The organism is Humibacter albus DSM 18994 (assembly GCF_000421825.1).
GTDB lineage: Bacteria > Actinomycetota > Actinomycetes > Actinomycetales > Microbacteriaceae > Humibacter > Humibacter albus.
The window spans coordinates 158,996-183,099 of sequence record NZ_ATXT01000013.1 but is presented as its reverse complement, the minus strand read 5'-3'; the positions used below and the strand labels follow the sequence as shown (position 1 = coordinate 183,099).

Annotated in this window: 24 protein-coding genes; 18 read left to right on the top strand and 6 right to left on the bottom strand. The window is 69.9% G+C overall.

Annotation, left to right across the window (positions count from 1 at the left end; translation table 11 throughout):
• The first annotated feature begins 18 nt into the window (after window positions 1-18).
• The 4 genes from H623_RS0105560 to H623_RS0105545 are packed head-to-tail and all read left to right on the top strand — an operon-like array spanning window position 19 to window position 3,573.
• Entirely contained in the window at window positions 19-1,287 is a 1,269-nt protein-coding gene (locus H623_RS0105560; RefSeq protein WP_026939960.1) for a glycosyltransferase, read from the top strand.
• A complete protein-coding gene (locus H623_RS0105555) occupies window positions 1,284-1,895 on the top strand; it encodes a D-sedoheptulose-7-phosphate isomerase (protein ID WP_051143088.1) in 612 nt (203 codons plus the stop codon). The genes H623_RS0105560 and H623_RS0105555 overlap by 4 nt, the downstream gene beginning before the upstream one ends.
• Window positions 1,892-2,881 (top strand): bifunctional heptose 7-phosphate kinase/heptose 1-phosphate adenyltransferase, encoded by a 990-nt coding sequence (locus H623_RS18010; RefSeq protein ID WP_022899956.1) that lies wholly within the window; start codon window positions 1,892-1,894, stop codon window positions 2,879-2,881. Before H623_RS0105555 ends, H623_RS18010 begins: the two co-directional genes overlap by 4 nt.
• Window positions 2,878-3,573, top strand: coding sequence for an SDR family oxidoreductase (locus H623_RS0105545; protein WP_022899955.1), 696 nt, complete (start codon window positions 2,878-2,880; stop codon window positions 3,571-3,573). Before H623_RS18010 ends, H623_RS0105545 begins: the two co-directional genes overlap by 4 nt.
• 76 nt (window positions 3,574-3,649) lie before the next feature.
• Here H623_RS0105545 and H623_RS0105540 read toward each other — a convergent pair whose 3' ends face one another.
• Window positions 3,650-4,774: a glycosyltransferase family 9 protein gene (locus H623_RS0105540; RefSeq protein WP_022899954.1), complete on the bottom strand. Its 1,125-nt coding sequence runs from the start codon at window positions 4,772-4,774 to the stop codon at window positions 3,650-3,652.
• 243 nt (window positions 4,775-5,017) lie between these two features.
• Between H623_RS0105540 and H623_RS0105535 the strand changes: the two genes are divergently transcribed.
• Genes H623_RS0105535 through H623_RS0105515 form a run of 5 tightly spaced genes read left to right on the top strand, consistent with a single transcriptional unit; the run spans window position 5,018 to window position 9,260 of the window.
• Window positions 5,018-6,430, top strand: a complete 1,413-nt coding sequence (locus H623_RS0105535) for an aldehyde dehydrogenase family protein (RefSeq protein WP_022899953.1) — start codon at window positions 5,018-5,020, stop codon at window positions 6,428-6,430.
• Window positions 6,427-7,887, top strand: coding sequence for a D-glycero-beta-D-manno-heptose 1-phosphate adenylyltransferase (gene rfaE2, locus H623_RS0105530; protein ID WP_022899952.1), 1,461 nt, complete (start codon window positions 6,427-6,429; stop codon window positions 7,885-7,887). Before H623_RS0105535 ends, rfaE2 begins: the two co-directional genes overlap by 4 nt.
• Before the next feature lie 5 nt (window positions 7,888-7,892).
• The gene (locus H623_RS18005) at window positions 7,893-8,912 is read left to right on the top strand and encodes a glycosyltransferase family 2 protein (protein ID WP_084485749.1); all 1,020 of its coding nucleotides are present in this window, start codon (window positions 7,893-7,895) and stop codon (window positions 8,910-8,912) included.
• A complete protein-coding gene (locus H623_RS21905; RefSeq protein WP_245558940.1) occupies window positions 8,842-8,994 on the top strand; it encodes a DUF2795 domain-containing protein in 153 nt (50 codons plus the stop codon). Before H623_RS18005 ends, H623_RS21905 begins: the two co-directional genes overlap by 71 nt.
• A complete protein-coding gene (locus tag H623_RS0105515; RefSeq protein ID WP_022899949.1) occupies window positions 8,991-9,260 on the top strand; it encodes a hypothetical protein in 270 nt (89 codons plus the stop codon). Before H623_RS21905 ends, H623_RS0105515 begins: the two co-directional genes overlap by 4 nt.
• A gap of 13 nt (window positions 9,261-9,273) precedes the next feature.
• On the opposite strand, the gene H623_RS0105510 is transcribed toward H623_RS0105515, so the two are convergent.
• On the bottom strand, window positions 9,274-10,521 hold the full coding sequence (locus H623_RS0105510; protein ID WP_026939957.1) for a cytochrome P450: 1,248 nt from the start codon (window positions 10,519-10,521) through the stop codon (window positions 9,274-9,276).
• On the bottom strand, window positions 10,518-11,210 hold the full coding sequence (locus H623_RS0105505) for a DUF1345 domain-containing protein (protein WP_022899948.1): 693 nt from the start codon (window positions 11,208-11,210) through the stop codon (window positions 10,518-10,520). Before H623_RS0105505 ends, H623_RS0105510 begins: the two co-directional genes overlap by 4 nt.
• Before the next feature lie 180 nt (window positions 11,211-11,390).
• On the opposite strand from H623_RS0105505, the gene H623_RS18000 reads away from it, so the two are divergent.
• On the top strand, window positions 11,391-12,776 hold the full coding sequence (locus H623_RS18000; RefSeq protein WP_022899947.1) for a sugar porter family MFS transporter: 1,386 nt from the start codon (window positions 11,391-11,393) through the stop codon (window positions 12,774-12,776).
• A gap of 13 nt (window positions 12,777-12,789) precedes the next feature.
• Here the strand turns inward: H623_RS18000 and H623_RS17995 are convergent, their stop codons facing one another.
• Window positions 12,790-13,197, bottom strand: coding sequence for a DUF7882 family protein (locus H623_RS17995; RefSeq protein ID WP_022899946.1), 408 nt, complete (start codon window positions 13,195-13,197; stop codon window positions 12,790-12,792).
• A 48-nt stretch (window positions 13,198-13,245) separates the two neighbouring features.
• A complete protein-coding gene (locus H623_RS0105490; RefSeq protein ID WP_022899945.1) occupies window positions 13,246-13,992 on the bottom strand; it encodes a FadR/GntR family transcriptional regulator in 747 nt (248 codons plus the stop codon).
• 103 nt (window positions 13,993-14,095) lie between these two features.
• Here H623_RS0105490 and H623_RS0105485 point away from each other — a divergent pair, with 103 nt between their 5' ends.
• From H623_RS0105485 to H623_RS0105450, 8 genes are read left to right on the top strand one after another with little or no spacing between them, the layout of a single operon-like run.
• Window positions 14,096-15,880 carry a dihydroxyacetone kinase family protein gene (locus tag H623_RS0105485; protein ID WP_022899944.1) on the top strand — a complete coding sequence of 595 codons (1,785 nt, stop codon included), beginning with the start codon at window positions 14,096-14,098 and terminating at the stop codon, window positions 15,878-15,880.
• On the top strand, window positions 15,873-16,343 hold the full coding sequence (locus H623_RS0105480) for a ribose-5-phosphate isomerase (RefSeq protein WP_022899943.1): 471 nt from the start codon (window positions 15,873-15,875) through the stop codon (window positions 16,341-16,343). Before H623_RS0105485 ends, H623_RS0105480 begins: the two co-directional genes overlap by 8 nt.
• The gene (locus H623_RS0105475; protein WP_022899942.1) at window positions 16,337-17,119 is read left to right on the top strand and encodes a triose-phosphate isomerase; all 783 of its coding nucleotides are present in this window, start codon (window positions 16,337-16,339) and stop codon (window positions 17,117-17,119) included. Before H623_RS0105480 ends, H623_RS0105475 begins: the two co-directional genes overlap by 7 nt.
• Entirely contained in the window at window positions 17,116-17,910 is a 795-nt protein-coding gene (locus H623_RS0105470; RefSeq protein ID WP_022899941.1) for a sugar phosphate isomerase/epimerase family protein, read from the top strand. The genes H623_RS0105475 and H623_RS0105470 overlap by 4 nt, the downstream gene beginning before the upstream one ends.
• Window positions 17,907-18,770 (top strand): phosphogluconate dehydrogenase C-terminal domain-containing protein, encoded by an 864-nt coding sequence (locus H623_RS0105465; RefSeq protein ID WP_022899940.1) that lies wholly within the window; start codon window positions 17,907-17,909, stop codon window positions 18,768-18,770. The genes H623_RS0105470 and H623_RS0105465 overlap by 4 nt, the downstream gene beginning before the upstream one ends.
• A gap of 8 nt (window positions 18,771-18,778) precedes the next feature.
• Entirely contained in the window at window positions 18,779-19,537 is a 759-nt protein-coding gene (locus tag H623_RS0105460) for an SDR family NAD(P)-dependent oxidoreductase (protein WP_022899939.1), read from the top strand.
• Between the two features lies 1 nt (window position 19,538).
• Complete coding sequence (locus H623_RS17990) at window positions 19,539-21,365, top strand: D-apionate lactonase family protein (RefSeq protein WP_022899938.1); 1,827 nt, start codon at window positions 19,539-19,541, stop codon at window positions 21,363-21,365.
• A gap of 41 nt (window positions 21,366-21,406) precedes the next feature.
• On the top strand, window positions 21,407-23,197 hold the full coding sequence (locus H623_RS0105450) for a DUF5605 domain-containing protein (protein WP_022899937.1): 1,791 nt from the start codon (window positions 21,407-21,409) through the stop codon (window positions 23,195-23,197).
• Between the two features lie 39 nt (window positions 23,198-23,236).
• On the opposite strand, the gene H623_RS0105445 is transcribed toward H623_RS0105450, so the two are convergent.
• Window positions 23,237-24,073 carry an NAD-dependent epimerase/dehydratase family protein gene (locus H623_RS0105445; protein ID WP_022899936.1) on the bottom strand — a complete coding sequence of 279 codons (837 nt, stop codon included), beginning with the start codon at window positions 24,071-24,073 and terminating at the stop codon, window positions 23,237-23,239.
• Window positions 24,074-24,104: the final 31 nt, after the last annotated feature.

The window sequence follows — 24,104 nt, the reverse complement described above, 5'->3', positions numbered from 1 at the left end:
AACGAAAGGAGCCCCATCGTGAGAATCGCCATGGTTTCCGAACACGCCAGTCCCCTGGCGGCCGTCGGGAGCGTCGATGCCGGCGGACAGAACGTGCACGTCGCGGCACTCAGCACCGCGCTCGCCGCGCAGGGTCACGACGTGACCGTCTACACGCGACGCGACGCGGCCGCCCTTCCGCACCGGGTCGCGTTCGGTGCCGGGGTCGAGGTCGTCAACGTCGACGCGGGGCCCGCCATGCGCGTGCCGAAAGACGAACTGCTGCCCTACATCCCACAGCTCGCCGACGGCATCGCCGATGACTGGGCTCGCAGAGGTGTCCCCGACGTCGTGCACAGCCATTTCTGGATGTCGGGACTCGCTGCCCTCGGCGCGGTCGAGAGCATGCCGCTCGCGCACGTTCCGACGGTGCACACGTTCCACGCCCTCGGCGTCGTCAAGCGCCGGTTCCAGGGCGCGGCCGACACCTCGCCGATCGCGCGACAGTGGCTCGAACCGCACGTAGGGAGCCGGGTGGCCGCCATCGTGGCCACCTCCCAGGACGAGGTCCGCGAGCTGAGCGACCAGGGGATCGCCGAGGGCAAGGTGCACGTGGTCCCGTGCGGAGTCGACCCCGCCGCCTTCAGCGCGCGAGGCGGCAGCGCTGCTCGCAGCGCTCGGTACCGGCTCTTGAGCGTGGGGCGCCTGGTGCCGCGCAAGGGCGTCGACATCGTGATCGACGCGCTCGCGCGGCTGGATCGCGACGGCATGGATGCCGAGCTCGTCGTTCTGGGCAGCTCGGGAGGTGCGGCCGAGACTGCCGGCGCTCTGGACGACCCGGAGATCTCACGGTTGGCCGACAGCGCCGCGGCGGCGGGCGTCGCCGATCGCGTTCGTTTCACCGGTCAGATCGATCAGGCGGCCCTGCCGCGGTGGTATCGCTCGGCCGACGCCGTCGTGTGCACCCCGTGGTACGAGCCGTTCGGCATCGTTCCGCTCGAGGCCATGGCGTGCGGAGTGCCGGTCGTGGCGGCCGCCGTCGGCGGCCTGCAAGACACCGTGGTCGACGGGGTGACAGGGCTTCTGGTCCCGCCTTTCGACGCGGATGCGACGGCGGCGGCACTCACGAAGGTGCTCACGGACACCGCGTTGAGCGCGGAACTCTCCCGTGCCGGCCGAGCGAGAGTGCGGGAGAACTACACCTGGACACGCGTCGCCCGCGACACGGCACGCGTCTACGAGCAGCTGGTGGATGCCGGCGCACCCGCTTCGGTCGCCGAACCCGCCTGGGGAGGTGCATCACGATGACGAGCATCGAGACGCCGACGCGGCAGGTGCCGAGCCTGGCGAGCGACCACATCGACACGCTGGGACCGTCGCTGACCGCACTCCGCCGACAGGCCGCGCACCTCGGTGAGTGGGGCGAACTGCTCGCCGGCCGACTGCACGGGGGCGCTCGGCTCCTGGTCGCCGGCAACGGGGGCTCCGCCGCCGAGGCGCAACACCTCACGGCCGAACTCGTCGGCCGGTTCCAGGATGATCGACCCGCCTTCTCCGCGCTGGCCCTGAGTGCCGAGACCTCCAGCCTCACCGCCATCGGGAACGACTACGGCTTCGACGAGGTCTTCGCACGCCAGGTGCGGGCGCACGCCCGCCCCGGCGACATCGTGCTGCTGCTCTCGACCAGCGGCGCGAGCGAGAACCTCATCTCGGCGGCGGCGGCCGCGCACTGGTGCGGCGCCCTCGTGTGGGCCATGACGGGCCCGCTGCCCAACCCGCTCGCAGCTGCCGTCGACGACGTGATCACCGTCGACGGGGCATCCGCGCACGTGCAGGAGTGCGAACTGGTGGCAATCCACGCTCTGTGCCGCGTCTTCGACTCCGCCATCGATCGGCTCTGGGGCACGGCGCCGTGAGAGTCACCGTCGTCGGCGACACGCTGCTCGACGTGGACGTGATCGGCACGGCGGAGCGCCTGCTCGCCGACGCGCCCGCACCGATCATCGATGTGCACACCGTGATCAGGCGGGCGGGCGGGGCGGGGCTCGTCGCGTCGATGCTGCTGGCCGACGGCCACGACGTCGAGCTCGTCACGACGCTCGGTGGTGATGCGGCAGCGGAACGCGTGCGCGGGTGCCTGCGAGACGTCACGCTGATCACGTCGCCTTCTCCCTCCCCCACTCCCGTGAAGACCCGCCTGATCGCGACCGGGCATCCCGTCGCGCGCATCGACGAGGGCTGCGGCGAAGCCGCGCCTCCCGTCTCGACGCCGGAGATGCTGCACGCGATCAGCGCCGCGGACGCGATCATCGTGGCCGACTACGGTCGCGGGCTCGCCGATGATGCGGCGGTGCGCCGGGAGATCGGCCGGCGCGGCGGCGACGTTCCCGTGGTCTGGGACCCGCATCCGCGCGGCGGCCGCCCCGTACTCGGAGTGGCCGTGGCCACGCCGAACGTCGTGGAGGCCGCCCGAGCGGCCGGCATCGGCGACCGCGGTGACGCGGCAGCGGCGAGCGCCGCGCGGCTGCTCCGCGATGAATGGGCGTGCGCTGTCGCCGTGACCATGGGCGAGGCCGGGGTCATCGTCGCCGACGTCTCGAGCGAGCAACCCGCTCTTCACCGGGTGACCCCGGTGAAGAGCGTCGATCCCTGTGGCGCCGGCGACCGGTTCTCGTCCGCCTTGACCGTCGCCCTGGCATCCGGTCGGCCGCTTCGAGAGGCCGTCACCGCGGCCGCGGAAGCCGCTACGCGCTTCCTCGCCGCCGGCGGGGTGGGCTCGCTCGCCGAGGGCCGAACCGGCCGGCCTTCCATCGCCGACGAGGGATTCACAGCCACCGCACCAACCGACACGTCGGAATGGGCGGCCGAATTGATCGCAATGGAGAGGAGCACGATCCGATGACAGGAAGAAGGATCATCGTCACCGGTGGCGCGTCCGGGCTCGGACGCGCCGTTGCCGAGATGCTGCGGGAGAACGGAGACGAGCCGATCGTGTTCGACCGGGCGAATGCATCCGCCCCGAACGACGCCGAGGGCGATCGCCGGGAGAACGTGGATGTCACGGACCGGGAGGCCGTGGAACGCGCCGTTGCCCGAGCGAACGAGGGCGGAGATGTCGATGGCGTGATCACTGCTGCCGGCATCGACCGGTGCGGCTACCTGAGCGAGGTGCCGGCCGAGGAGTGGGAGCGCGTCATCGACGTGAACCTGCTCGGCACCGTCGGCGTCGTTCGCGCCGCGCTTCCCGCGCTGGAGCGCAGCCACGGGCACGTCATCACGGTGGCGTCGACCCTCGCGTTGCGCGTCGCGGAAGGAGCCACCGCGTACTGCGCCGCCAAGTTCGGCGTTCTCGGCTTCTCGCGGGCGCTCGCGGCCGAGACGCGCGGAAGGGTCGGCGTCACGACGCTCATTCCGGGCGGGATGGATACGCACTTCTTCGACGACCGTCCGGACTCCTACAAGCCACCGGCGGATGCCAAGCTGAACCGGCCGGATGACGTCGCCCGGGCCGTACTCTTCGCGCTCGACCAGCCTCAGGGATGCGAGGTGCGGGAACTCGTCGTGTGCCAGGAGTACGAGGAATCCTGGCCCTGAGACGAGGCGGACTCCGCCCTGACCTGAGGGCGTCCGCAGACGCTGGTCGCTCGGCCTGAGCCATCGGGCCGAGCGATCAGCGCCCCGCGAGAAGGTCGAGCGCGCTCTCCAGCACGCCCCTCCAGGGCACGTCCGCCACGAACGACACGTCGTGCTCGCAGCGCGGCGCGCTCTGGGTGCAGTCGACGTCGCATACGGGGCAGCGCGTCGTCCAGCCCAGGTGCACGCGATGCCGCTCACGGGTGAGCGGTCCGGCATTGATGAGGTTGCCGATCCAGAAGACACCGACCGTCGCCGTGCCCATGGCCTGCGCCAGGTGGCGCGGCCCGCTGTCGTTCGCGACGACGACGTCGGCGTCGGCGAGCAGGTCGAGGAGCTCGCGGAGGCCGAGAAGCCCGGCGACGGAGGTGATCCTCCCGGTGCCCTGCTCCTTTCGCGCCCTCCGCACGATCTCGTCGCACAGGCGGCGCTCGCCCGCGTCGCCCACGAGCACCACCGTGCACCCGGCGCGGCTCAGCCCTCCTGCCACGCGTGCGAAATCGCCGACCGGCCAACGGCGCCGAGGGTCGGTCGCGCCGGGATGCACGACAGCCAACACCTCGTCGCGTTCGCGGCAGGGCCGCGCAGGGACGGCATCCTCGCCGCTGCCCTGCGCACGCTCCAGCACCGGTTCCAGACCCGACGCGGCAGGCCGGGCGCCGGCCAGCGCGACCACCTCGAGCCCGCGGGCGAACTCGTTCTGGTAGTAGACGTACGGGATCGTGCGTTCGAGACCCACGGCATCCGGTGTTCGCGTGCCGATGGTGTGGCGCGCATCGAGCCGGAGAAGGAAGGGGTTCGAGTGCAGCCCGCCGCCGTGCAGCTGAATGGCGAGGTCGAAACGGCGCGCTCGCATGTCGGCGAAGAACGATTCGGTCGCGCGCTCGTCGACGGCTCCGGGCCGCACCCCTTCGTGCGGGGGAACGACGACGACCTCATCGGGCGGACCAGGACGGCCTCGCAGCAGCTCCGCGTGCGTCGGCGCGCCCAGCAGGGTGATCTCGCTTTGCGGGTACGTCTCGTGCAACGCGTGCAGAGCGGGCAGCGCGAAGACGAGGTCGCCGAGACCGCCTCCGCGAAGAACGGCGATGCGCTCGACATGCGGGAACGGCAGCCTCTCCCGCACGCCCGCGATGCTGTCTCCTGGCGCGTCGATCGGCATCTCGGGCAGCTCCTTCCGGCTCAGCGCGCGTCGTTGTGTCTCGCGCGCACGGTCTCGCGACCTTGCCTGTTCCTGTTCCCTGCGGGGCGAGCGCGGAAACGGATGCGCTCCCACGGGATTTCTGCGGTCAGTCGCGTGTAGCCGCGCCCGCGACTGGGTACGGGCAACAGGAGCCGGCGCTGCGACGGAACGCGAAAAGCGAGAACAACGCGGCGTAGACGACGAGGCGAGAGGAGGCCGAACATGGCAGAACCGATGCTCTGGGTCGCAGAGCCCGAGGTGAGCGGCGAGATCAGGATCGTGGACCCGCACGACGGTGCCCCGCTTCGCCCGGTACCAGTCACGAACGTCGCCCAGGTCGACGAGGCCGTCGCGAGGGCCATGGCGACGAAGAGGTCGTGGCATGACGTGCCGATCGCCGAACGTGCAGCTCTCGTGCAGCGCGTCGCCCGAGTGTTGCGCGATCGCGCGCGAGACATCGCGGAGCTGAACCATCGCGAGACCGGCCGCCCGACGCCCGAGGCACTCGCCGGCGTCATGGCCGGCATCGACACGCTGGAGCAGTACGCGCAACAGGCTCCGGTGCATCGAGGCGTGAGCCTCAACGGCCCGTCGAGTTCGCTGGACCTCGGCCGGCGGGAGCCGCGCGGGGTCGTCGTGGCCGTCACACCGTGGAACGATCCCGTCGCAGTCGCCTGTGGTCTGCTCGGTGCCGCCCTCGTGATGGGGAACACCGTGCTGCACAAGCCGAGCGAAAGGTGCCCCGCCACCGGCGCGATGCTGGGCCGCGCCTTCGCCGATGTGCTTCCCGATGGCGTCTTCCACACCGTGATCGGCGGGCCGCAGGTGGGCGCCGACCTGGTCGGGTGCGCCGGGGTGGATGTCGTCGCGCACGTCGGATCCACCGCCACCGGTCGCGAGATCGCCGGCATCGTCGCCGAGAACGGCGTGCACTTCATCCGCGAGAACGGCGGGAACGACGCCCTCATCATCGACGACGACGTCGACGCGGAATGGGCCGCCGAACAGGCGGCCGTCGGGGGGTTCACGAACTCCGGCCAGCTGTGCACCTCGGTCGAGCGCGTCTACGTGTGCGAACGGCTCGCCGACGCCTTCCTCTCCGGTCTCGTCGCGCGCGCGAACGCGCTCAACGCACCGCACGAGAGTGCGCCGGTCTCGCTCGCTCCGCTCGTGGACGAACGGCTGCGGGAAGTCGTGCACGAGCACGTGGAAGACGCGCTGGAGCGCGGAGCCCGTGCGCTGACCGGCGGGACCATCCCGTCGGGAGCCGGCACGTACTATCCCGCGACGGTGCTCGTCGCGTGCACGAACGACATGGAGGTGATGCGAGAGGAGACCTTCGGCCCCGTCGTACCCGTGCAGGTCTGCGCGAGCTTCGAGGATGCGCTGGGCGCGGCATCCGCTGACCGTTACGGGCTCGCGTGCACCGTGCTCACGCACTCGCTTCCGCACGCGCTGGCCGCCGTGGACCGCATGAACGTGGGCACCGTGAAGGTGAACGGCGTCTTCGGCGGCGCCCCCGGCGGCTCCGCGCAGCCCCGCGGCTTCAGCGGCGACGGGTTCGGCTACGGTCCCGAACTGCTCGACGAGATGAGCCACGTGAAGGTCGTGCACTTGGAAGGGGACCTGCGGTGAGCGAGGCGGCAGCGCGGGTGGTGCGCGGCATCGGCGAGCGCAAGCCGACGATCGCGGTGTTCGGAGATCTTCTGCTCGACGTCTGGTCGTACGGCGAGGCGAGCAGGCTCGCCAGGGAAGCTCCGGCACCCGTGGTCGAGGTGCGCACGCGGCGGGAGGCACCCGGGGGCGCCGCCAACGCGGCGGTGAACCTGGCCGCGCTCGGCGCACGCACCGTCTGCTTCGGCATCGTGGGAACGGACCGTGCGGGGCAGACCTTGCTGCGCTGCCTGAAGGACGCCGGTGTCGGCACGCAGGGAATCGTCGAGAGTGACGCCGTGCCGACACCGGTCAAACACCGTGTGGTCTGCGGTGAGCAGGTTCTGCTGCGACTCGACGACGCGCCCACTCCCGCGCCCGCGGACGCCGTCGACCGGCTGATCGAGAGAGCCGACGGGATCGAGGCCGACGCCGTGCTGATCGGCGACTACGGCTCGTCCACCATGGCCATCGCGGCGGAACGCCTTCGTCCCGCCGCGCCACTCGTGGTCGTGGACGCGCACGACGCGACGCGATGGCGTGGCATCCGGCCCGACATCGTCACGCCCAACGCCTCGGAGGCCGCCGCCGCGCTCGGGATCGACCCGCTGGACGGCGACGCCGACGACCGTGCCGCGGTATTCACTCAACGCTCGACCGACCTGCTGGAGCGCACGGGGGCGAGCTCGCTCATCGTGACGCTGGACCACGACGGCGCGCTCCTTCTGGGACCGCAGCGGCCGGGCCCGCAGGGGCACCGCACGCACGCGCACCGCGTCGCGGAGAAGAACGCGAGCGGGGCGGGCGACACGTTCGTGGCCGTTCTGACCGCCGCCCGGGCGTCGGGCGCCTCGCTCCCCGACGCGATGGACGCCGCCCAGGTCGCTGCGGACATCGTGGTGCACCGGCCCGGAACCGCGGTGTGCTCCCTCGACGACCTCGTGGCACGCGTCGACGGGGTCCACGGCACGACGCTCTCGGCGGGCGAGCTGCAGCAGCGCGTGCAGCAGCACCGCGCACGGGGAGACCGCGTCGTCTTCACGAACGGATGCTTCGACGTGCTTCACCGCGGACACACCACGTATCTGCGCCAGGCCAAGGACCTCGGCGACGTGCTCATCGTCGCCGTGAACGACGACGAGACCGTACGCAGGCTGAAGGGCCCCGACCGACCCGTCAACTCGTCCCGTGACCGGGCGGACGTGCTTGCGGCGCTGGAGTGCGTCGATTACGTGACAGTGTTCACCGACCCGACGCCGATCGGACTGATCGGCGCGTTGCGTCCCGACGTCTATGTGAAGGGCGGCGATTACACGGCGGAGATGCTCGAGGAGGCGGCCGCAGTGGAGGCCTACGGCGGCGAGATCGTGCTCACCGACTATGTTCCCGACCACTCCACCTCCGGGATCGTGGAGCGCATCCGGACTGGTGTGGCATGAACACGATGAGCCGGCGCACCGCCGCCGACTGGGCGAAGCCCGCCGCGACGCCCGCCGCACGCGTGGATGTGCTCATTCCGACCCGTGATCGCCCCTCTGCTCTCGCCGTCACCCTGGCCGGCCTGGCGGGGCAGGACGACCCCGCGTTCGACGTCGTGGTGAGCGACCAGTCCGATGCGCCCGTGGCCGAAGACCCGAGCGTCGCCGCCATGCTGCGCGTGCTGCGGGCACAGGGTCGCCGCGCCCGCGTGCTCCGGCACGTCCCGCCGCGCGGCATGGCCGAGCAGCGGCAGTTCCTGCTCGAGCAGGCCGGTCACGACCAGGTGCTGTACCTCGACGACGACGTCTGGCTCGAGCCCGGGAGCATGCAGCGCATGGGTGTCGCACTCGACCGCCTCGACTGCGGCTTCGTCGGAATGGCCGTGCAGGGCCTGTCCTACCTCGGCGACCACCGACCAGACGAGGAATCGGTCTACGAGCCGTGGCTCGGCGAGGTGAAGCCGGAACGCCTGGACAGCCAGTCCACGGCGTTCGACCGGCATCGCCTGCACAACGCCGCGAACCTCGCCCACCTCGCCGCCGGTCAGGGCCTGGATGCCGGCGAATGGCGCGCCTACAAGGTCGCGTGGGTCGGCGGTTGCGTGCTCTACCGCCGCTCCTCACTGCTCGCCGTCGGCGGCTTCACCTTCTGGCGCGACCTCCCCGCCGTGCACGTCGGAGAGGACGTGCTGGCGCAGTGGCGTGTGATGGAGCGCTTCGGTGGCGCAGGCATCCTGCCCAGCGGTGCTGTGCATCTCGAGCTGCCCACGACGCTGCCCGACCGCGAGGTGGAGGCGGCTGCCGTCGCCCGCGACCAACCGGAGACAAGAGAGCCCAGCCGGCTGAAGGCCGGCCCCATGAAGAAAGGAATGGAAGATGAACGACACCCCGAATCCGATCCAGGTGCAGAAGTTCCTGGGCCGTATCGACTATCCGGCGTCCAAGGACGAGATCGTGTCACGCGCGCAGGAGTCGGGAGCCGATGACAACGTGCTCGACGCGCTGCGAGGCATCCCGGACCGCGACTACGACGGCCCGACCGCGGTGAGCGAGGCCGTGGCGGGGTGACCGACTACACCGCGCAGTTCGCCGACGGGCCGCTCGCGGGTCGAGCGGAGTCCCGTCGGCTGGTCGACGGCCGCGTCGAAGACGACCTGCACCTGCCGGTGTCCACACCGCTGGGAGCCTCGGTGGTCACCTACCACCTGGCGCAGTCGCGGCAGACGCACGACGGATGGTTCGCTCGCTACCGGTTCGACAGCGGGGCGAGCGAGCCCACCGCCGAGGAGAGTTGCCGGCCGAACTGGGGTGCCGAGGGGATCAGAGCCCACTGACGGCATCCGGCGGTCAGGCCGTCTTCACGTCGGTGATGAGCACGCCGTCGGCGACCTTCGCCGGCATCTTCCGCAGGCTGATCCGCAGGTCTTGCGGCGGCATCGAGTAGTCGAGGCGCACAAGCCGACGAAGAGTGTGCTCGATCAGGTCCTGCGTGGCCGGCTCCCCCGGACAGCGGTGGCCGTCGGCGTATTCCCCGCCGCCCTGCGCCACCAGGGCGTTGCGATCGGAGAGCGGATGCCGGAAGCGGCCGGGATCGAACCGGCGCGGGCTCGGCCACAGCCGTGGATCGTGGTCGGTGCCGTAGAGATCGAGCACCATGCGGTCGCCGGCCTCGAACTCAGCGCCGTTCCAGGTGAGCCGCCGGGTCGCGCGGCCGGCGATGAGCGGGAAGAAGGGGTAGAACCGACGGACCTCCTGCGCGAAGCCGGGCAGGTCTTCGTCGTGGTTGCGGCGGAACGCATCGGCGTGCTCCGGATGCCGGTACAACGCCACGGCGGCGAACTCGAGAAAGCGGGCGACGGCCACGATCGGACGCAGGAGGTTCAGCAACTCGACGGCGGCGATGGTGTGCGGCAAGCGGATGCCCTCGCCATCCTCGTGGGCCGCGATCCGCGCCAGCGGGCTCGCCTCCGCTGCTGTGACGGCGCCCGAGCGCACGCGTTCGACCACTCCGACGGCCCAATCCTCGACGCGACGACGCCGCGACCGCTCACCCCAGTTGACGGGTCCGAAGGAGGCAGCATGGTCGACCATGCCGGCCAGCGAGTCGCGGAGCTCGGGGAACCGGGGCAACCACAGGTCGTCGGGGATGCCCGACCACCGAAGCGCGGCCAGCGCCAGCAGGTGCACGAACTCGTCGTGCAACACGACGGGCGCCTCGGCGCGCGCCCAGCGCACGCTCGCGCGCTCCCACTCCTCGTCGAACGTCGCGAGCAGGCGCTCGCGCCCCTGAACGCCCATTGTCTCCACGAACAGCCGCTTGCGCGTGCGATGGGCGTCGCCCTCCAGCGTCTGCACACTCCCCTCGTCCTGAAGCAGGTGGGAGACGGATGCCGGAATCGCGCCGACTCGTGCGAACCGGCCGTTCTCGTAGAAGAAGCGCGCGGCATGCGCGCCGCGAGCGACGACGGTCGGATGTCCGAGCAGGCGGGTGCGGAAGGCATCCGTGTGCAGCCGCTCGAAGCGTCTGATGCCGAAGAGGTACCCGTCTTGGACGAGGCCGAGTGCGCCGTCCACTGCGGAGATCGTGGGGATCATGACGTCGACAACCCCGCGACCAGGTTCACCGTCGTCGCCAGGATGACGGAGCCGAACAGGTAGGAGAGCAGCATGTGCCGAATGATCGCGGAGCGGATCTCGCGCGACGACACGTTGGTGTCGGACACCTGAAACGTCATCCCGATGGTGAACGCGAGATAGGCGAAGTCGAGGTAGTGCGGCGATTCCTCCATGTTGAAGTCGACGCCGCCGTCGGGCTTCGTATAGTACAACCGCGCATAGCGCAGCGTGAAGAGAGTGTGGATCAGCAGCCACGACAGTCCAACGCTCACGACCGCCAGCGCCGGCGACAGCGTCTTGATCAGCGGATTCCCGTCGTGGGCGCCGATCAGGCCGATGGCGATGGCCCCGAGACTCGCGATGCTCGCGACGATCAGCAGCACGTCCGCCGAGGCCCGCGACGGATCCTCCCGCGTCGCATGCCGGCGAGTGCCCTCGTCGTCGAGGCGGCGCACCGACAGCCAGATCCAGAGCACGTAGACGATGCACGCGACGTCCCAGCCCAGCACGGGGGCGTCGGCCTGCGCATCCAGGAGTGCCGCAACGACACCGACGAGCACGGCGACGGCGAGCATGACGAGGAGCCGCAGGTGTGACCGGTAGTCGAGCCAACTCTTCGTACGTCTGCCGCTCGAGGGCATGTCGATCTCCTCCTGATAGATCTCCATTCTCGTCACCGTGGCCGTTCCGCGGCGCTTCGTGGAGGGGTTGACACCGTTTCCGCCCTCCCGGGAGCGGTTTCCACCCTCCCGGGAGCGGTTTCCACCCTCTCGCGGGCGCGCGGGAGCGATCCACCGGCGACCGTCAAGCCCTAGAACGCATCCGTCCACCGGCGTTGTCTGCGGAGCATGGCCGGATTCATTTCAGACGTACGCGCCAGCGCGAACGGGCTCTTGATCAGGGCAGCCGTGATCGCCGCGATCGGCGGGCTCCTCTTCGGATACGACACCGGGGTCATCTCGGGTGCGCTCCTCTTCATCAAGAAGGACCTGCACGCCAACTCCACCGAGCAGGAGTGGATCGTCTCCGTTCTGCTGCTCGGGGCCATCATCGGAGCGCTCATCTCCGGCTTCCTCGCCGACAAGATCAGTCGCAAGTGGACGAAGGTCGGCTCGGGATGCGTGTACTTCTTCGCTGCTATCGGCTGCGCGCTCTCGGTCTCGGTCCCCATGCTCATCGGCTTCCGGCTGGTGCTCGGCATCGCGGTGGGCACCGCGTCGTTCGTCTCCCCGCTGTACATCTCCGAGGTGGCGCCGCCGCGCGTGCGTGGCGGCCTCGTGTCCTTCAACCAGCTCGCCGTCACCACCGGCATCCTCATCGCCTACCTGGTGAACTTCGCGTTCCAGGATGTTCCCGGCACCTGGCGCTGGATGCTCGGCATCGCTGCCCTGCCGGGCGCCGCGCTCGCCACCGGGATGCTCACCGTTCCGCACACACCGCGCTGGCTCGCCCAGGTCGGCCGCGAGGACGACGCACGCAAGGTCCTGGTCGAACTGCGGGAGAGCGATGAGGAGGCGGATGTCGACGCCGAGCTGGACGACATCCGCAAGGCGAACGAGAACGAAGCCGGCAGCAAGGTCAAAGACCTGTTCTCACCGAAGATCCGACCCCTGATCGTCATCGGCCTCGCCCTCGCGGTGGCGCAGCAGTTCGTCGGGGTCAACACGGTTATCTACTACGCGCCGACGATCCTGTCGGACACCGGACTCAATACGAGCAGCTCGCTCGCTCAGACCGTCTCGGTCGGCATCACGAACGTGGTCTTCACGATCGTCGCCGTGATGCTGCTCGACAAGGTGGGGCGGCGCACTCTGCTCCTCATCGGCACCGTGGGCCTGACCGTCGCCCTGGCCGTGCTCGGCGTCTACTTCACGGTTCCGGCGTTGCAGCACTCCGCCGGCTATGTTGCCCTCATCGGCCTGCTCCTCTTCATGGCGTCGTTCGCAATCGGACTCGGACCCGTCTTCTGGCTGATGATCTCCGAAATCTTCCCGAGCGGCGTGAGAAGCAAGGCCATGTCGGTGTCGACCATGACGAACTGGGCGGCGAACTTCATCGTCGCCGGAACGTTCCTCACGCTGAACGGCCTGATCACCAGGCAGGGGACGTTCTTCCTCTACACCGCCATCGGTGTCGCCGCGTTCCTGTTCTTCCTGTTCCGGGTGCCGGAGACGAAGGGCCGCTCGCTCGAACAGATCCAAACCGAACTCGTGCATGACGACGCGAAGGGGTGACGCCGCGTCACCGTCATCCCTGGGTGGGCAGCGGGCTGGTGACGGTGTTCACCACTTTCTGCATCTGCGAGTTCGCCTTCGGATCCGTCGGCTCGGTCGCGGCGATCGCTTCCGCATCGCTCTCACTCATCACGATCATCCCGCGCGTGCCGTGCGAGGAACGCGCCAACGCGTCCAACCATCTCCTGTTCAAGGGCGGCGGTTTCGACTCTGAGTAGAGGAACTGGAGCGGAATCGCGGCACTGATCCAAATGCTGACCCTGCCGCTGCCTTCCTCGGCAGGTACCAGCCAGCTCAGCAGGAAGCTCTCTTGCATCCGGAGTTTGCTGGTGATGGCGATTTTCAGATGCGCGAGGGTGCGGTCATCGAACGCATACTGCGTAGCGTTGTCGTACACGAGATAGCCCACGTCAATGATCATGACACGTGGGGTTGACCCTGGCTTTTCGGATGTTGCGGTGCCAGGGCGTCACTCGAAAACGCCGGACTCCGTACCGGAGATGCGTGCCGACGCCGTCGCCATGTGCACGGCCATCGCCGACGCCGCCGCATCGGAGTCGCAGGCTCGCACCGCCGCGCTGATCGCCTCGTGCTGAGCGAATGCTGTCTCGGCGGCATCGGCCGATTGCACCGCCCGGTCCGCGTAGACCTGCAGCAGGGAACGCACCACGTTCAAGAGGTCGGAGAGCAGTTCGTTGCCGCTGATGGATGCCAGCGCGTCGTGGAACTCGCTGTCCGCCTTCGCGAAGACCCGCAGGTTTCCGAGCGAGTCGCGCATGCGTTCGAGCGCGCGATCCAGGCGCGACTGCCCGGCGCTGTCGTCGCGCAGCGCAGCGAGGCGCGCGATGTAGATCTCGAGCCCGGAACGGATCTCCAGAAGCTCCTGCGTGTTCCGCTGACCGATGAGCAGCCCCCAGCGCAGCGTCTGCGGTAGAAGCTCGCTCGCCGTTCCGCGCAGGTAGGTGCCCGAGCCGGGACGCACGTCGACGATTCCGAGGATTTCCAACGCGGCGAGCGCCTCGCGCACCGCCGACCGGCCCACCTCGAGAGTGGCGGCCAACTGGCGCTCGGGCGGCAGCCGGGTGCCCGGCTCCAGGTCGCCGCTCGTGAACAGGTCGAGCAGGCGCCGCGCCACTTCCGAGACCGGCGTTCCGCTCGGCAGTGCGCCGAGCGCCGCGCTGATGTCGACCGAACGGTCCTCCGGATACGCGGGCATGCAGACAACCTACCGCGAACTTTCTGGACTTGAAATTGGTCAACCGGTTTGTCAAACTCTCCGTGACGGATGTCGACGTCACATTGAATCGAAAGAGCACGGAATGACCCGACTGTGGAACGATCCCGCAGACTTCGCCGACGAGGCGACAGCGGGATTCGTGGCGGCCAACGGCCGCCACGTGCGCGCCGTCGCCGGCGGCGTGGTGCGCAACTCGGCCTCTCCCACCGGCGAGGTCGCCGTGGTCATCGGCGGCGGGTCCGGACACTATCCGGCGTTCGCCGGACTCGTCGGCACGGGCCTCGCCCACGGCGCGGCGATGGGCAACCTGTTCGCCTCTCCCTCCACTCAGCAGGTCCTCTCGGTGGCGAAGGCCGCCGAGAACGGAGGCGGGGTGCTCCTCACCTACGGCAACTACGCCGGCGACGTGCTCAATTTCGGCGCGGCGCAGGAGCAGCTTCGAACCCAGGGCATCCGATGCGAGACCGTGACCGTCACCGACGACGTGATGAGCGCGCCGCGCGGGTCGGAGCACCAGCGCCGCGGGATCGCCGGCGACCTCGTCGTCTTCCGCATCGCGGCAGCGGCAGCCGGGACCGGTCACGACCTGGATGTCGTCGCTCACCTCGCGCGGCGTGCCAACGCGCGGACGCGCTCCGTCGGTGTCGCCTTCTCGGGCTGCGCGCTGCCCGGCGCCGACACCCCACTGTTCGACGTGCCTGAGGGCCGCATGGCGGTCGGGCTCGGTATTCATGGCGAGCCGGGCATCGCCGAGGCGCCCATGCCCTCGGCCGACGAGCTCGCCGGGCTGCTCGTCACGCATCTCCTGCAGGAGCTTCCGGATGCCGTCGGGCGCGGATCGACCGTCGTCCCGATCCTGAACGGCCTCGGCTCCCTGAAATACGAGGAGCTCTTCGTCGTCTACCGTCGCATCGACGAGTTGCTCCGGGAAGCCGGGTTCGGGATCGACGATCCACACGTGGGCGAGTACTGCACGAGCTTCGACATGGCCGGCTGCTCGCTGACGCTCTTCTGGCCGGACGACGAGCTGGCACGACTCTGGGACAGCCCCGCCGACGCGCCCGCCTATCGCAAGGGCGCGAGCATCCGAGCGGCGGCCGCGCCGGCTTCCGTCGCACCGACCGCCGACGACCAGCCCGAGGAGCAGCCCGCGACCACGGTCGCGGCGACGACGACCACCGAGCCTGCCATCGCGGACGAGTTGTCGAGGGCGGCGGCCGTCACCGTGCGCGCCGCACTCGACGCGATCGCGACCACGGTGGACGCCCATGTCGACGAGCTCGGCCGGCTCGACGCCATCGCCGGTGACGGCGACCACGGCATCGGCATGCAACGGGGGGCGCACGCTGCGCTCGCAGCGGGGGCTGCGAGCGCAGCGTCGGGCGCAGGCGCGGGCACCGTGCTGGAGCAGGCTGCCGACGCTTGGTCGGACAAGGCCGGAGGCACCTCGGGAGCGCTGTGGGGCGTCATGCTCGCGCGCCTCGCCGTGGCGCTGGGCGACACGAGACTCCCCTGCCCCCGTGACGTCGCCGCCGGCGTCGCCGCCGCAACCGCCGGCGTCATGTCGTACGGCAAGGCCGCGCTCGGCGACAAGACGATGGTGGACGCCCTCGAGCCGTTCAGCGCAGAACTGACGAGCGCCGTCGACGAAGGCCACACACTGGCAGCCGCGTGGCGGTCCGCCGCCGAGGTCGCGACCACCGCCGCGGCGTCGACCGCTGACCTGCTTCCGCGCAAGGGCCGAGCCCGGCCGCACGGCGAGAAGAGCCTCGGCGTTCCCGATCCGGGTGCGCACTCGTTCGCACTGATCGTCAGCGCCGTCGCGGGGGTGCTGGAGTCATCCGATGAAGGGAATCACCATGGCTGAACCGCTTCGGATCGTCATCGGGAGCGATGATGCCGGATTCGACTACAAGGAGATCCTCAAAGCGGATCTCGAAGCGAACCCGGGCGTGACGTCCGTCGTCGACGTGGGGGTGAAAGCCGACGGGCACACCCCGTACCCACGGGTGGCGATCGAGGCCGCCGAGCGGGTCGCGCGCGGCGAGGCGGATCGCGCCCTCTTGTTGTGCGGCACGGGGCTCGGCGTTGCGATCGCGGCCAACAAGGTCCCCGGCATCCGCGCCGTCACGGCACACGACAGCTTCTCGGTGGAGCGCGGCGTGCTCTCCAACAACGCGCAGGTGCTCACCATGGGCCAGCGCGTGATCGGCATCGAGCTCGCGCGACGACTCGTGCGGGAGTGGCTCGACTACCGCTTCGATCCGGGCTCGGCGTCCGCGGCCAAGGTCGCGGTGATCGGCGAATACGAGACGACGGGATCGTGCTGAGACCGCTCGTCACCCTTGGCGTCAGCCTGAAGATGTATTTCGGGCACGAGGAGGCGACCGCGTGGTTCGCCCGGGTCGCCGACGCCGTGCACGAGCATGAGGCGATCGCCTCCGGCGCCGTGCGCCTGATCGTCATCCCAACGTATCTGCAGGTTCTTCCCGCAGTCGAGGCGTTCGCCGGCACGCCCGTCCTCGTGGGCGCCCAAGACGTCGCTGCGACCGACTCCGGTGCCTTCACGGGCGAGGTGTCAGCCGCAGAACTCGCCGAGGTCGGCGTCTCCGTCGTCGAGATCGGGCACGCGGAACGTCGCCGGATGTTCGCCGAGACCGACGGGGTCGTCGCGGGGAAGACATCCGCCGCGCTGAGAAACGGACTCACGCCGCTGCTCTGCGTGGGCGAGACCGACGAGGTCGGCACCGACGAAGCGATGCGGCAGTCGGTGGGCCAGCTGGCCGCGGCGCTCGCAAATGCGCCGGACGGCCCGATGATCGTCGCCTACGAGCCGGTGTGGGCGATCGGCACGGCGTCGCCGGCTCCGCTCGCGCACATCACGGCGGTGTGCAGCGGCCTCCGGGGTGCTCTCGACATGTTGAGCGAGCGACAGGGATCCGCCGTCATCTACGGCGGTTCGGCCGGTCCTGGCCTCCTGACCGGACTCGGCGATGCGGTCGACGGGCTCTTCCTCGGAAGGTTCGCACACGACGTGGAGGCGCTGGTGCAGGTGATCGATGAGGCGGACGCAGTCGTCCGTGAACGCACGGGGGCGCGCGCGTGATCGGCCTCGGAACGTACGCCTTCTTCTGGCAGCACTCCGACCGTGCGACGAGCCCACTCTCGCTGATCGGCGCGTTCGAGGCGACCAAAGAGCTTGGCGTCGACCTCTTCCAGATCTGCGACTACGGCCCGCTCGAGACGATGAGCGATGGCGCCGTCGCCGACGCTGCACGGGCGGCGCGCGAGCTCGGTCTCACGGTGCAGCTCGGCACCAAGGGCCTGGAGCCCGAGCGACTCGGGCGATACCTGGATCTCGCCGAAGCATTCGACGCACGCCTCGTGCGCGGCATGCCGTACAACGACGTGTTCCGGCCCGCGCTGCCCGGAGCAGCAGACATCCTGCGCGCCTGGATGCCGCGCTACGAGGCAAGCGGCGTCGCCTTCGCCCTGGAAACCTATGAGCAGCTGGCCACGAGCGACCTTCTCGCCCTGATCGGACATGTCGCAAGCCCCGCGCTGGGGGTGTGCCTCGACCCCGCCAATGTGGTCGCGCGTCTCGAGCTGCCGCACGACTGCGTCGAGGCGACCGCGCCGCACGTGACGAACATTCACGTCAAGGACTTCGCGTTCGCCCGTCAGCCCGGATGGGTGGGCTTCACCTACGGCGGTGCCGAGCTCGGCACCGGCCTCCACGACTACCCGCATCTGCTGCGCACCGTGCGCCCGCGCGAACGAGGGATCGACGAAATCGTCGAGCATTGGCTCTCCTGGCAGGGCGATGCCGACACGACGATCCGGACCGAACGGGACTGGACTCGTGCCAGCCTCGACTATCTGAGGAGCACACCATGACCACCATCACCGACAGCCTGACCGTCGCCGTCATCGGCGCCGGCGGCAAGATGGGCATGCGGGTTTCGAACAACCTGGCCGCCACCGATCACCGGGTGGCCTACGTCGAGAACTCGCCGGCCGGCCGGCAGCGCACCCTCGACGCGGGTCGTGAGCTGACGGATGCCCGCGCGGCCGTCTCCGACGCCGACATCGTCGTGTTCGCCGTCCCTGACCTGGCGCTGCAGGCCGTCACGGCCGAGCTGGTGCCGCAGATGAAGCCAGGCTCGATCGCGCTGACACTCGACCCCGCCGCCGCTTACGCCGGACTGCTGACCGACCGCGACGACGTCATCCGGGCGGTCGCCCACCCGTGCCACCCGTCGATCTTCCTGCGGCGTACCACACCGGAGGAGTACGCGGACACGTTCGGCGGCATCGCCGCGCCGCAGGACTCCATCGCCGCCATCGAGTCGGATGACCCTCAGAAGAAAGCGATCCTGGATGCCACGGTGCGCGCCATCTACGCGCCGGTCATTGACGTGCACTACGTCACGATCAAGCAGCTCGCCCAGCTCGAGCCGACGCTCGTCGAAACTGTCGCGTGCATGATCGGCGCGCTGCTGAACGAGGCGCTGTCGGAGGCCGTGAACACCATGGGCGTGCCGGAGGATGCCGCCAGGAGCATCCTCTACGGCCACACGCAGGTCGCACTGGCCAACGGACTTCGCGGCGACAACCCGTTCAGCGATGCCTGCCACATCGCGATGGAGTACGGACGCGAGAGCATCGTCAAGGACGACTGGAAGAAGATCTTCCGCGACGACGAATTGGACAAGAACCTGGCCAGGATGCTGCACCTCGACAGCATCGAGCGCTGAGCACCGACATGACGACACTCGACGGCAAGACCGCGCTGGTCACTGGCTCCGCCACGGGCATCGGCTACGCGGTCGCCTCGCGCTTCGCCGCGGAGGGTGCCAGGGTCATCATCGCGGACCGCGACGCAGATGCCGCACGAGCGGCCGCCACGGCGATCGGTGCCGACCGGGCTCGGGCGGAGATGATGGACATCTCCGACGAGGCGTCCGTCGCCGCCGCCTTCGCCTCGGCCGAGACCGACGGCTGGACGCCCGACGTCGTCGTGGCGAACGCGGGCGTGCAGCTCTTCGGCCAGGACGCCAAGGCCGCGGACCTCGACCTCGACGTCTGGCGACGCACCGTGGACATCAATCTCACCGGCACCTTCCTCACGGTCAAGCACGCGGTGCGCTCGATGGTGCCGCGCGGCGGCGGGTCGATCATCCTGACCGGCAGCCCGACCGGGCTGAACGGGGAAGGCGCCGACTTCACCGCGTACAGCGCGACCAAGGCGGGCATCCACGGCCTCGCCAGAACCGTCGCGGCGGCGTACGCGAAGGACAACGTGCGCGTGAACACCGTCGTGCCCGCCTACACCGAGACGTCGCTGGTCACCACGATCACCACCGACCCGGAGGCGCGCGCCGCCATCATCGGACGCATCCCGCTCGGCCGCGCAGGGTCGCCGCGCGACGTCGAAGGCATCATGGTGTTCCTGGCCTCCGACGACGGCGCGTTCGCCACTGGATCCCTCTTCGCCGTCGACGGCGGGATGACGACGATCTGAGATGAGCTGGCACGAGCAGTCGACGACGTGGCGCAGCGGCGCCTGGTCGCTCGAGCTACGCGACGACGAGCTCGCCGAGGTGCGCTTCGACGGCGGTCGAGTGCTGCGCAGCATCCGGGCAGTCGCACGCGACCGCGACTGGAATACGCCCACACTCGCGGTCGACGGCGTGGAGCGCGCGGGCGCCGCGCTGACCCTCGCCGTGCACACCGAGGGCTACGGTGCTCGGTTGCACGGCACCGTGCGGGCCGAGGCATCCGGATCGCGTCTCGTCGTCTCCCTCGACCTCGTCTCCGACACCGAGTACTGGACCAACCGTGTCGGACTCGTCGCGCTGCACCGGCCGCAGACCGCCGGACGCCTGCTGCGGGTGCGGCACAGCGACGGAACGTCGGAGACGACGGCGTTCCCCGTCGCGATCAGCCCGCACCAGCCGGTGCTCGACATCGCCGGGCTGTCGTGGAGCGACGACGGTATCGAGACCGACGTGCGGTTCGCCGGCGACGTGTTCGAGATGGAAGACCAGCGCAACTGGACCGATGCCTCGTACAAGACGTACAACCGGCCGCTCGCCCTGCCGTTCCCGTATCGCCTCGCGGCGGGGGAACGCGTGCGCCAGCGAGTGGAGTTGCTGGCCGTCGCCGACGGCTCCCGCCGAGCGCGCGGCGAGGACACGACGATCGTGCTCGCGGTCGACGGCACGTTCCCCGACATCGCCGTCGGCGCGGCGACCGCACCCACACCTGCTCAGGCGCCTCCGCCTCAGCCGGTCGGCTCCGCGGTGCTGGTCGAGCTCGACCTGGCATCCGCGAACTGGCCCGCCGCTCTCGAGCGTGCCGCCGTCGCGGGCCTCCCACTCGACGTGCGCATCGTGCTCACCGACGGCCCCGACACGGACGCCGCCGACACGGACGCGCCCGATGCAGACGCGCCCGAGGGGATCGCCGTGGATGCGCAGCCCCGCGACGCACTGGCCGATGCCGTCACGGCGCTACGCCGCCACAGCGTGGCCAGGGTCACGGCGTTCCAGCCGTCCGGCGACGCGCGTCACGTGTCGGACGAGGCCGCGATCGCGCGGCTGCGCGACGCCATGGCGAGCGCGGGAGTGCCCGTGCCCGTCGTCGGCGGCGCCCGCTCGCACTTCACCGAGCTGAACCGCGAGCGCCACCGGCTTCCCACCGACCTCGACGGCATCGTGTTCAGCGTCACGCCCCTCTTCCACTCCCTGCGCACCGAGCAGCTGATCGAGTCCCTCGCCATGCAGCGCCTCGTCGCGCGGCAGGCCGTCGCCGAGTCGAACGGCACGCCCGTGCACATCGGCCCGATCACGCTGCGGCCGCACTTCAACGACGTGGCCACCACGCCTCCTCCCCGTCCGGTCGGCGACGACCTCGCCGAGGGGTACGGGCCCGAGCTTCTCGACCTCACCGATCCGCGGCAGGATGCCCGCGAGCTGGCCGCCTGGACCATCGCGAGCGCCGCCGCCCTGGCCGTCCCGGGCGTCGCCACCCTGACGTACTTCGAGGAGTGGGGTGCTCGCGGCATACGCACGGCATTCGGCGAGGAGCGTCCGGTGGCCGCCGCACTGCGGATGCTCGCTTCGCTGTCGGGCGCGCCTCTGCAGACGGGAGACAGTCCCGACGGCCTCGTCTGGGCCGTCGGCGGGGAGCAGACAGTGCTCGTCGCCAATCTCGACCGCCGCGAGCGGACCGTGGAGGTATGGACGACGAACGGCTGGTCCACGGTCACCGTGCCCGCCGGCGGCTGGTCGGTGCTCCCGTCGGCGCCGGGCACCACTGCCATGCCGGGCGCGGCCACCGATGCGTAGGGCGGTCTGCAGGAAGCACGCCCTGATCAGAGGAGATCACGATGTTCGACCGCCGTTCCACCCTGGGCGACGCACTCGCCGACGCCGATGCGCGAGCCGTTCTCGAGCGGCACCTGCCCGACGTCACGGACTCGCCTGCCAGCGCGCGCTTTCTCGGCGAGAAGCTCGGGGTGTTCATCGCTCTTGTGCCGACGCTCGACCCGGCGTCGCGCGAGTCGCTGTGGCGAGAGCTCGCGGAGGTCGGACCGCCGGTGACGCGTGCTCCGTACCCGCAGGCTGTCGCGCCGAACCCTGACTACGAGGGCGATGACATCCGCTCGGGCTCGGCGCGGCTCGTCGGACCCGTCCCCGTGCCGATGTGGGACGTGATCGAGGTGCGCCTTCAGGGGCCGTCACACGGCAACCCGTTCCTCGATGTCGACCTGCACGCGGTGTTCACCCGCCCGGATGGGTCGGAGGCACGCGTCGGCGGGTTCTACGACGGCGACGGCGTCTACCTCGTGCGCGCGCTCGCCGACGCGGAGGGCGACTGGGCTTTCGTCATCCGCTCCACCGCACGCTCGCTCGACGGCGTCGCCGGGACGGCGAGCGTCACTGGTCCGAGCGAGGGCTTCCACGGACCGGTGCGCGTCGACGGGTTCCACTTCCGTCACGCCGACGGCACCAGGCACCGACCCCTCGGCACAACGGCGTACGCCTGGACGCACCAGCCGGATGAGCTGCAGGAACAGACGCTCCGCACGCTCGCCGATGCACCGTTCCGCAAGATCCGCATGTGCGTCTTCCCCAAGTCGTATCTCTACAACTCCAACGAGCCGGCCGACTTCCCGTTCCCGGGCTCGCTCGAGACGGGATTCGACCTCGAGCGGTTCGACACCGGCCACTTCCGGCGTCTCGAGCGGCGCATCCGGCAGCTGGCCGAGCTGAATGTGCAGGCCGACCTGATCCTCTTCCATCCATACGACCGGTGGGGCTTCTCCGAGCTCGGTCCCGGGGTCGACGATCGCTACCTGCGGTACGTCGTGCGACGGCTGTCCGCCTTCGCCAACGTCTGGTGGTCGATGGCGAACGAGTACGACCTGATGTGGGCGAAGGACGAGACGGACTGGGAGCATCTGGCCGGCATCGTGTCATCCGAGGATGCCTTCGACCACCTGCTCTCCATCCATAACTGCCGCGAGCCGTACGACTACTCCCGCCCGTGGATCACGCACGTAAGCATCCAGCGCATGGACACCTACCGAACCGCGGAGAACACCGACGACTGGCGCGAACGCTGGGGCAAGCCGATCATCATCGACGAGTGCGCCTACGAGGGCGATATCGACCAGGGCTGGGGCAACATCACCGCGGAGGAGCTGGTGCGTCGCTTCTGGGAGGGCGCGGTGCGCGGAGGCTACGTGGGCCACGGCGAGACGTATCTGCCCGATCGCCTCGGCGGCTCGACGAGCCTTGCGGCGGTCGCCGGGTCCGACCTCGAGGTGCTGTGGTGGGCGAAGGGCGGGGTGCTGCACGGCGCGTCACCCGACCGCATCGCGTTCCTCGAGTCCGTCCTCGCCGAGACGCCCGAGGGCGTACTGGAGCCGCTGGCGCTCGACTGGGATGTCCCGTGGGGCGGAGCGGACGGCATCCGTATCGGCTACTTCGGCTTCAACCGCCCGCGCTTCCGCAACCTGACGCTGCCGGAGGGCGACTGGGAGATCCACGTGATCGACACCTGGGGCATGACGGTCGAGCGCGTGCCGGGCATCCATCGCGGCAACGTGCGCGTCGACCTGCCTGGTCGGCAGCACATGGCGGTGAGGCTGCGCCGGACCGGCAGCGCCGGTTGAGCCCGTCGATCAGCGGAGGACGCCCGCGGACGGCCAGGCTCAGCCCCGAGGCCGCCAGTCGTGTTCAGCCGCGAAGCCGAGCGCTCTGATCTTGCGGGTCGACATCAGCGACTCGAACTCGCCTAGGTCGTCTGCCACGGGGGTGTCCGGGAACCACCGAGCGGCGAGCTCGCGGGACGGCACGGCGCATCCCGAATCAGGCGCGGCGACGTTGTAGATCGCGAATCCCGGCCGCGCCTTCTCGAGTGCCAGCGCCACCGCAGCGGCGCCGTCGCGGGCGTCGATCCACGATCCGATCAGGTCGCGCCTGTAGCCGGGCTCCGCCGCCCGCTCGAACGTCGCATACTCGTCCTCGGCGACCACGTTGGTGAAGCGCAGGGCCGTGATGGAGACGTCCTGGCCCCAGCGCACCATCTGTGCGGCGATCGCCTCTTCGGCCACCTTGCCGAGCCCGTAGGTGTTGTTCGCGCTCGTGAAGCTCTCGTCGAGGGGAAGGAAGGGCGGGGCCTCGTCGAACGGGAACCCCATGGCCGTGATACTGGATGCCGTCACGATGCGTGCGATCCCCGCGCGGTGCGCGGCGAAGAGCACGTCGAAGGTGACGGTCACGTTGTTCCGGAACGTCTCCGCGTCGGGAACGACGCCGTTCACCGGGATAGCCGCGAGGTGCACCAGCGCATCGAGGCCGCCATGGCGAGCCGTCACCGAGAGCATCGCGTCGAGCGTCTGGCCGTAATCGGTGAGGTCGACCCTCGTGAAGTGCGAGTCGACCGCGCCCGCGAGGTCGAATCCGATGACGTTGTGACCGTCGGCGCGCAGCCGGGCCACGGTCGCCCTGCCGAGTTTTCCCTGGCTTCCCGTGACGCCGATGATCATGCGATCACAATATGCATATTCATTCTGGGGC